Source organism: Streptomyces hygroscopicus subsp. hygroscopicus (assembly GCF_001553455.1).
Lineage (GTDB): Bacteria > Actinomycetota > Actinomycetes > Streptomycetales > Streptomycetaceae > Streptomyces > Streptomyces hygroscopicus.
Genome location: NZ_BBOX01000339.1, coordinates 1 through 6,425, shown reverse-complemented (window position 1 = coordinate 6,425; position 6,425 = coordinate 1). Strand labels below are relative to the sequence as shown.

Here is a 6,425-nt window from a genome sequence, read left to right as displayed (position 1 = left end):
GCCCGACGCTGTACGGCGCGCCGGACGTCGTCCCCGAGGTGGCCGGGCTCGCCCGCGCCGCCCTCGACGCGGACGGAGTGCCGGCCGGGCCCGTCGCCGTCACCTCCGGCGCGCTCGACGCGATCGAGCGGGTGCTGGCCGCGCATCTGCGGCCCGGGGACGCGGTCGCGGTGGAGGACCCCGGCTGGGGCAGTCTGCTCGACCTGATCCCGGCGCTCGGACTGCGCGCCGTCCCGGTCGCCGTCGACGACGACGGCCCGCTGCCCGAGCGGGTCGAGCAGGCGCTGGCCCAGGGGGCGCGGGCCCTGGTGGTCACCGACCGGGCGCAGAACCCGACCGGCGCGGCGGTCAGCGAGCCCCGCGCCCGCGAACTGCGGACCGTGCTCGCCGGCCATCCGGCCGTGCTGCTGATCGAGGACGACCACGGGCACGGCATCGTGGACCTGCCGCTGCGCCCGCTGGCCGGGGGCACGGACCACTGGGCGCTGGTCCGCTCCACCGCCAAGGCCTACGGTCCCGATCTGCGGCTCGCGGTGCTCACCGGCGACCCCGTCACCCTCGACCGGGTGCGTGGCCGGCAGCGGCTGGGGCCGGGCTGGGTCAGCCATCTGCTGCAGGACGCGGTGGCCTGGCTGTGGCGCACGGGCGCGGTGGACGCGGCGGCGGTGGCGGCGTCGTACGACGCGCGGCGCGCGGCGCTGGTGCGGGCGCTGCGGGAGCGGGGGATCGCCGCGCACGGGCGGAGCGGGATGAACGTATGGGTTCCGGTCCCGGACGAGACCGGCGCCGTCGCCCGGCTGCTGGCGTCGGGCTGGGCGACCGCCCCCGGGGCGCGCTTCCGGGTGGCCTCGCCCCCCGGGGTACGGCTGACGGTCTCGCCGCTGGCCGCCGACGAGATCGAGACGGTCGCCGACGCGGTGGCCGCGGCGACGGGCGTGACGGTGGCCGGGCGGCTCGACTAGCCAGGGCCTGTCGTCGAAGGGGCGTCCGGCCGCGAGCGGCGTCTGGTACGGGGGCACCTCCCAGTGGTAGTCGGGGGAACCTCGCCAAGGCGGAGCATCGCCCTCGTACTTGGGCGTACGTGGGCGATGCGACAACGCGGCGAGGTGCCGTGCCAGGCGCCGGGAGCGGGGCGCCTCCTGTGACGACAGGCCCCGGCCGGACCCTGTCCGCCGGACCTCGGCGCCGGTGGCATCGGCGGCTGAGCCGCGTGGCCCGCGGCGTCCGGGCGGGGGCGCCTCCCGGCGGGGCCGGGGGCGCGGGGCCCGGTGCCGCGGGGCCCGCGACGGTCCACCGGACACCGGGCCCGGGGCGCCGGTCTACGGCAGGTGGTTCAGCGCGCTGAGCGCGTCGTCGTACGAGGCGAACAGCAGGGCGATGGCCATGGCGCCGGGGTCGGGCACACCGCGGGCGTGATCGCCCGTGTAGCTGGCGCGGCCACGCCGTGCGCGCAGGTCGGTGGTAGAGCGGGCTCCCTGGTGGGCGGCGACCGCCGCCCGGTGGAGCGCCTGCCCCGGCTCGGTGTCCTGGGCGCATGCGGTGAGCGCCCGCGCGGCCGGGACGAGGGCGTCGACCAGCGTCTTGTCGCCGACCTCGGCCTCGCCGACCCGCTGGATCGCGGCCGCCCCGGCGGTGGTGCCCGCGGCCAGCTCGCGGGTGCCCGCGGTCGCGGGGTTCGCGGCGACCGCGGCGGCCAGCTCCTGGAGCAGCAGGCCGAACAGCGGGCCGCTGGTGCCGCCCACGTCGTCGAGGAAGACCCGTGCCGCCGTGGCGAGCGGTACGGCGGGGGAGCCCCGGTCGGCCGCGGGGGCGTCGGAGAGGGTTTCCAGCGCCCGGCGCACCCCGGCCATCCCGCCCGTGAGGTTGGTGCCGAAGTCGCCGTCGCCCGCCCGCTGGTCGAGGGCGGTCAGTTCGGGCTCCACGGATTCGGCCGTGGCGGCGAAGCGGAGGAGCCAGGCCGCGGTGGAGTCGTAGGTGAGGTGGTGCGGGTCGGGTGTGGTCGGCATGGCGGAGAACTCCTCGGGGATCGGTGGTCTGCGGTCGGCGTGCGCGGCGGTGGCGGCGGGGCGCGGACGGGTCACCGCGGCCAGGCGGGGGTGCGGGCGGGTGCGTCCCACAGCCGCAGCAGCTCGTCGTCGGTGGCGAGCAGGGACAGCGAGAACCCGCGCATGTCCAGGGCGCTGACGAAGGTGCCGGTCAGGGACCGGTCGAGGGTGACGCCGCTGCCCTCCAGCGCCTTGGTGAAGGCGTGGTGAATGCCGTACAGCTCCAGGGAGGTCGTCGCGCCGAGCCCGTTGACCAGGGCGAGCACCCGCCGGGAGCCGTCCGGCAGCGCGGCCAGCAGCCGCTCGGTCATCGCCGTCACCAGACGGGTGAGCGGCACCGCGGGGGTGGTCCCGTCGGCCCGTTCCCCGTGGATGCCGACGCCGAATTCCAGCACCCCGTCGGGGAGTTCGAACGCCGGGGACCCGGACCCGGGCGCGGTGTGGGCGGCCGAGGCGACGGCCAGGCTGCGGGCCCGCCGGGTCACCTCGGCGCCGAGGGCGGTGAGTTCGTCCAGCCCGCGTCCCTCGTCGGCGGCGGCGCCGAGGATCTTCTCCACGATCAGGGTGGCGCCGGTGCCGCGCCGCCCCACCGCGATGTCCTCGGAGTCGGTGGCGAGGTCGTCGTCCACCAGGACGCGGGCGCAGGGTATGTGCTCGTGGGCGAGGCGTTCGGCGGCGATGCCGAAGTTGATGCGGTCCCCGGTGTAGTTCTTGACGATGTGCAACACGCCGTCGGGTCCGGCGACGGCGCGACTGGCCTCGAAGATCTGCCGGTTGTGCGGTGAGGCGAAGATCCGGCCGGGGCACGCGGCGTCCAGCATCCCGGCGCCCACGAAACCCGCGTGCAGGGGCTCATGGCCGGAACCGCCGCCCGAGACCAGCCCGACCCGGCGCTCCGGGGAACCGCCACGGGCGCGCAGATAGCCGTGGTCGGGGTGGTGGCTGACGAGGTCGGCGTGGGCGGCGGCGAACCCGGCGAGGGCGTCGGGGACGATCGACTCGGGTGAGTCGGCGAAGTATCGCGGCATGGTGGTGAGTTCCTTGATGACGAGATGAGACAGCGAACGATTGAAGGACGCGCTCATTGTGCGGGGAAACGGCGGAGGGCTCCCGACGCGCTCATTCGGCGGCGGCGCGGGCATCGGTGGCCGGCGCACCGCCGGGGCGCCGCCGCACCGGCCGGTGGTCACCGCGGCGCAGGGCGAGGGCGCACGCCCCCGACAGCAGTACGACGCCGATGGCGTAGAGGCACACGCCCGTCGGGCGCCCGTCGAAGGCGGTGATCAGCGCGGTGCCCGCCAGAGGGGACAGGCCCCCGCCCAGCGTGGCGCCGACCTGCTGGCTGACGGACAGACCGGTGTACCGCAGGGCGACCGGATAGAGGTTGGCGAACAGCGCGCCCTGGGCGCCGTACATCGCCCCGTGGCCGACCGCCAGGCCCAGCGTCATCGCCAGGGTGATCAGGACCGGGTCGCGGGTCTGGACGAGCAGGAAGAACGGCACGATCAGCAGCGCCTGGAAGACGGCCCCGGCCACGTAGACCAGCCGCCGGCCGACGCGGTCGGAGACCATGCCGAACAGAGGGAGGGTCAGACACTCCAGCGCACAGGCGATGAGAATCGCGATCAGCACCGGCTGCTTGTCCACACCGAGTTCGTCCGTGGCGTAGGCGAGCGCCACCACGTAGTAGACGTTGAACAGCCCGCTCTCCGCGATCTTGGCGATGACCGAGCAGCCGACCGAGGCCAGATGGCCGTCGGCCAGCCCGCGCAGCGGGATCTTCCTGACCTCGCGCTCGGCGCGCAGCCGGCGGAACTCCGGGCTCTCGCTCACGGTGACGCGCAGATACATCCCGAGGCCGACCAGCACGATGCTGGCGAGGAAGGGCACCCGCCAGCCCCATGCGTCGAAGGCGCTCTCGGACATGGTGGCGCTGAGCACGCTCACCAGGCCGACCGGCAGCAGCACACCGGCCGGGGTCCCGATGTGGACCAGGCTGGTGTACAGGCCCTGCCGCTCGCGCGGCGCGTACTCCAGCGCCATCAGCACCCCGCCGCCGTACTCACCGCCCATCCCCAGCCCCTGGATCAGCCGGATGAGGACCAGCAGGACCGGGGCGGCGATGCCGATGGTGCCGTACGACGGCAGCAGGCCGATGCAGAAGGTGCCCAGGCCCATCAGCAGCAGGGTGGTCACCAGGACGGTCTTGCGGCCGAGCCGGTCGCCGAAGTGGCCGAAGACCACGCCGCCGAGCGGACGCGCGAGATAGCCGACGAAGAAGGTGGAGAACGCCGCGAGGGTGCCGACCGCGTCGTTCACCGAGGGGAAGAAGACGTGGTCGAAGACGAGGGCCGCGGTGGTGGCGTAGAGCGTGAAGTCGTAGTACTCGACGGTCGTACCGAGGGCACTGGCGACCGCGACACGGCGGGCGGCGGTGTGGTCGGCGTCGGGGAGCGCCTGCTGACTCAACGCTGAGGCAGGGGTGAGCATCCTAGTCCTCTCTGATATTCCAGATGCCAGATGCTAGGCTTCCGTCACAGGTCCCGTCCAGGGATCAGCACTCCGGAATCACGGCAGGCGGCGCTCGCGGGGCCGTCGACGCACGAGGGAGACACGTTGACACTCGATCTGCACGGGATCATCTCGACCGTGGTGACACCGTTCGACGCCGACGATCAGGTGGATCTGGACCTTCTGGGCCCGGAGATCCAGTACCTGCTGGACTCCGGGGTCACCGCCATCTGCGCATGCGGCAGCACCGGTGAGGGCCACGCCCTGTCGGCCGAGGAGAGCGCCGCGATCTGCGCCCGGGTCGTCAAGGAGGTGGCCGGCCGGGTCCCGGTGATCGGCGGCGTCATCCAGAACTCCACCGCGCAGGCCATCCGCTACGGCCGGGCGCTGAAGGAGGCCGGGGTGGACGCCCTCCAGGTCACCCCGGTCCACTACGTCTTCGCCCCCGACGCGGATCAGACCGTCGACTACTTCCGCCGCATCGGCTCGGCGGTGGGGCTGCCGATCGTGGTCTACAACGTGGTGCCCTGGGCGCTGGTGCCGGTGGACGTCATCGAGCGGCTCGGCGACGTCCCGGAGGTGGTCGCGGTCAAGCAGAGCGGCGGCGACATCCACCTGCTGGCCGATCTGCTGCACCGGGTCGGCGACCGCTTCTCCATCCTCGCCGCCCTGGACGACCTGCACTACCCGGCGTTCGCGATGGGCGCCCACGGCGCGCTCGCCGCCATCCCCACCGTCACCCCCCGGCTCAGCGTGGAGCTGTGGGAGGCCGTCCGGCGCGGAGACCACCGCGAGGCGCTGCGCCTGCACAACGTCATACTGGGGGTCTGGCGCGCGATCGACGGCCCCAACCTGCCGGCCAGGCTCAAGGCGGCCCTGAGGCTTCAGGGGCGCGACGGCGGTCTGCCGCGCCACCCGTTCACTCCCGCGACAGACGAGGAGCGCGCCGTCATCGCCGACGCCCTGGGGAAGGCCGGTCTGCTGACGGCTCCTTGACCGGACCGCGACCGTAGAAGGTGAGCCCGATGAACCCCCCGACCCCGCCCCCTCCGACCGCCTCCCCGCTCGGCCCGCCCGAGCAGCGGGTGGTGGTGGAGAAGCTGCCCGACCAGATCTACCGCGTGCTGCGGCACCGGATCGTGCACGGCCGGATGAAGGCGGGCTCACGGATCGCCGTCAACGACCTCACCGAGGAGTTCGGCACGTCCAAGACGCCGGTGCGCGAGGCGCTCAACCGGCTGGAGTACGACCAGCTCATCGTCACCCGCCCCCGGTCGGGCACCTTCGTGGTCCAGCCGACGGCCGACGACGTGGTCGAGGTGTGCCAGTTGCGCAAGGGCATCGAGTGGGTGGCGACCGGTCTGTCGGCCCGGACGATGCCCGAGGCGCTGCTGCGCGAGCTGCGCGAGGAGATCGTGGCGGCCAAGCGCCACGCCGACGAGGGGGATTACGAGCCCTTCTTCACGAGCGACTACCGGCTGCACAACCTGATCGTGACGCACGCGGGCAACACCCGCCTGGTGCGGGCGCGCAGCTCGGTCGAGCCGTTCGTCCAGTGGCTGCGCGTCCTGGGCGCCACCGGCCCGCACCGCATCGCCGGGTCCACCCGCCGCCATCTGGAGATCGTCGACGCGATGCTCGACCGGGACGCGGAGGCCGCCATGGCGGCCGCGGCGCTCCACGTCGACGAGGTGCAGCGGTGGACGGTGGAGGACCTCGCCGGCGCGCTGGCCGGCGACTGACCGCCGGGGGCTCCCCGGCCCCGCCGGACCGACGTCGCCGCGCCGCGGGCGGGGCGGACCGGCCGGGCGGTGCGTCGACGGCCGGCCGGCGGGGCCGAGTCCCGCNCGGCGGCCGGGCGGGCCGACG

Annotated in this window: 6 protein-coding genes; 3 read left to right on the top strand and 3 right to left on the bottom strand. The window is 74.4% G+C overall.

Translation table 11 applies throughout. From position 1 onward, the window contains the following. Positions 1-962: aminotransferase class I/II-fold pyridoxal phosphate-dependent enzyme (locus AXW62_RS30155; RefSeq protein ID WP_060947299.1), on the top strand; the 962-nt coding region annotated here is incomplete at its 5' end. Positions 963-1,319: 357 nt separating this feature from the next. On the opposite strand, the gene dhaL is transcribed toward AXW62_RS30155, so the two are convergent. The 3 genes from dhaL to AXW62_RS30140 all read right to left on the bottom strand — a co-directional run bounded on the left by dhaL (position 1,320) and on the right by AXW62_RS30140 (position 4,535). Next, positions 1,320-2,006 carry a dihydroxyacetone kinase subunit DhaL gene (dhaL, locus tag AXW62_RS30150; RefSeq protein ID WP_030824114.1) on the bottom strand — a complete coding sequence of 229 codons (687 nt, stop codon included), beginning with the start codon at positions 2,004-2,006 and terminating at the stop codon, positions 1,320-1,322. A 71-nt stretch (positions 2,007-2,077) separates the two neighbouring features. Continuing rightward, positions 2,078-3,073 carry a dihydroxyacetone kinase subunit DhaK gene (locus AXW62_RS30145; RefSeq protein ID WP_060947301.1) on the bottom strand — a complete coding sequence of 332 codons (996 nt, stop codon included), beginning with the start codon at positions 3,071-3,073 and terminating at the stop codon, positions 2,078-2,080. Between the two features lie 91 nt (positions 3,074-3,164). Further along, on the bottom strand, positions 3,165-4,535 hold the full coding sequence (locus AXW62_RS30140) for an MFS transporter (protein ID WP_060947298.1): 1,371 nt from the start codon (positions 4,533-4,535) through the stop codon (positions 3,165-3,167). 126 nt (positions 4,536-4,661) lie between these two features. On the opposite strand from AXW62_RS30140, the gene AXW62_RS30135 reads away from it, so the two are divergent. Both AXW62_RS30135 and AXW62_RS30130 read left to right on the top strand, forming a co-directional pair. Continuing rightward, positions 4,662-5,552, top strand: coding sequence for a dihydrodipicolinate synthase family protein (locus tag AXW62_RS30135; RefSeq protein WP_060947297.1), 891 nt, complete (start codon positions 4,662-4,664; stop codon positions 5,550-5,552). A gap of 29 nt (positions 5,553-5,581) precedes the next feature. Continuing rightward, on the top strand, positions 5,582-6,298 hold the full coding sequence (locus AXW62_RS30130) for a GntR family transcriptional regulator (RefSeq protein WP_236255756.1): 717 nt from the start codon (positions 5,582-5,584) through the stop codon (positions 6,296-6,298). Positions 6,299-6,425 lie beyond the last annotated feature (127 nt).

Excerpts from the sequence above, each read along its gene's own strand:
- dhaL (WP_030824114.1), bottom strand. The coding sequence starts at position 2,006 with ATGCCGACCACACCCGACCCGCACCACCTCACCTACGACTCCACCGCG.
- AXW62_RS30145 (WP_060947301.1), bottom strand. The coding sequence starts at position 3,073 with ATGCCGCGATACTTCGCCGACTCACCCGAGTCGATCGTCCCCGACGCC.
- AXW62_RS30140 (WP_060947298.1), bottom strand. The coding sequence starts at position 4,535 with ATGCTCACCCCTGCCTCAGCGTTGAGTCAGCAGGCGCTCCCCGACGCC.
- AXW62_RS30130 (WP_236255756.1), top strand. The coding sequence starts at position 5,582 with ATGAACCCCCCGACCCCGCCCCCTCCGACCGCCTCCCCGCTCGGCCCG.